The organism is Clostridium sp. AM42-4, from assembly GCF_003480105.1.
Taxonomy (GTDB): domain Bacteria; phylum Bacillota; class Clostridia; order Lachnospirales; family Lachnospiraceae; genus Brotaphodocola.
Genome location: NZ_QUIK01000049.1, coordinates 419 through 1,792, shown reverse-complemented (window position 1 = coordinate 1,792; position 1,374 = coordinate 419). Strand labels below are relative to the sequence as shown.

At 43.2% G+C, this 1,374-nt stretch carries 2 protein-coding genes; both read left to right on the top strand.

The genetic code is table 11. The features are described 5' to 3' along the window. Positions 1-127 precede the first annotated feature (127 nt). Positions 128-706 carry a chromate transporter gene (locus DW922_RS17250; RefSeq protein WP_118721446.1) on the top strand — a complete coding sequence of 193 codons (579 nt, stop codon included), beginning with the start codon at positions 128-130 and terminating at the stop codon, positions 704-706. Then, entirely contained in the window at positions 703-1,266 is a 564-nt protein-coding gene (locus tag DW922_RS17245; protein ID WP_118721445.1) for a chromate transporter, read from the top strand. The genes DW922_RS17250 and DW922_RS17245 overlap by 4 nt, the downstream gene beginning before the upstream one ends. Positions 1,267-1,374: the final 108 nt, after the last annotated feature.

Sequence of the window (1,374 nt, the reverse complement as noted above, 5' to 3'; positions counted from 1 at the left end):
GCTTAAAGCGGCTGAGAAGCACGTGACTTTAGTCATGTGAGGTTCACTTGATGCGAACTGCCTCCCTTACCGTTGACCGAGATATGACGATCTGCCAATGTGAGTACCGGAAGGAGGGCGAATAAGAATGAATATCTTACTTGATTTGTTTCTTACTTTTGCAAAGATTGGTTTGTTCACCTTTGGCGGTGGCTATGCCATGATTTCTATGATTGAAAACAACTGCGTGGAAAGAAAACAATGGATTACCCACGATGAAATGATGAATGTGACCGTCATTGCGGAGTCAACTCCCGGTCCTATTGCCATTAACTGTGCAACATTTACCGGATATAAGAAAGCCGGTTTTGTTGGTGCATTGGCAGCAACACTGGGCATAATTGTTCCGTCCTTTGTGGTTATCTATCTGATTTCCATGTTTCTGGATAACTTTTTGGCATTGACCATCATTGCCAACGCCTTCAAGGGTATCAAAATTGCAGTCGGAATTTTAATTTTGGATGCAGCGTTTACGATGATTAAGAAAATGCACAAGAAGAAACTGCCCAGAGCAATTATGATTTGCTCCGCTATTGTGATGCTCTGTATCAATATCTTCGCATGGAATTTCTCCTCGATCAGTCTGATGCTGATTGCGGCAGTTGTGAGTCTGACGATTTTTGTTCTGAACGGTGCACCCGATCAGAAAGGCGGTGCAAAGAAATGATTTATCTTGATCTGTTTCTCGGTTTCTTAAAAGTCGGATGCTTTGCCTTTGGCGGAGCCTACGGCGCAATTCCTTTGATTCGTGATGTAGTAATGTCTTACGGATGGCTGAGCGATGAAATGCTGACCTATATGATCGCTGTCAGCGAAAGCACACCCGGACCAATCATGGTTAACCTTGCTACTTATATTGGAAGCAGCCAAGCGGGCTTTCTTGGTGCCGTAATTGCAACATTGGCGGTTGTTCTTCCTTCGTTCCTGATTATCCTTTTGGTAACGGCCTTACTTAAAACCGCTTTGAAAAACAAGTATGTTCAAGCGGTTTTGCGTGGTCTGAAGCCCTGTGTGATCGGCATTGTTCTTGCAACGGGTATTTATATGGTCTTTGGAAACTGCTTTGGAGCGATTTCAGCAATCCAGATTAATTTGCAGGCAATCATCCTTACGGCAATTCTGGTTGCTTCGATGTTTGGGTATAGGCATTTTGCAAAGAAGAAGCTGTCGCCTATTCTTTTAATCGTATTATCCGCAATAGCGGGCATGGCAGTGTACGGAATATAGAATTAAGACAATACAGCGATAGCGATATGGACGCAGTGATGCAGATATGGCTTAATACGAATATTCAAGCACATCATTTCATACCGTCTATCGGCTGTTCTTTTTTTG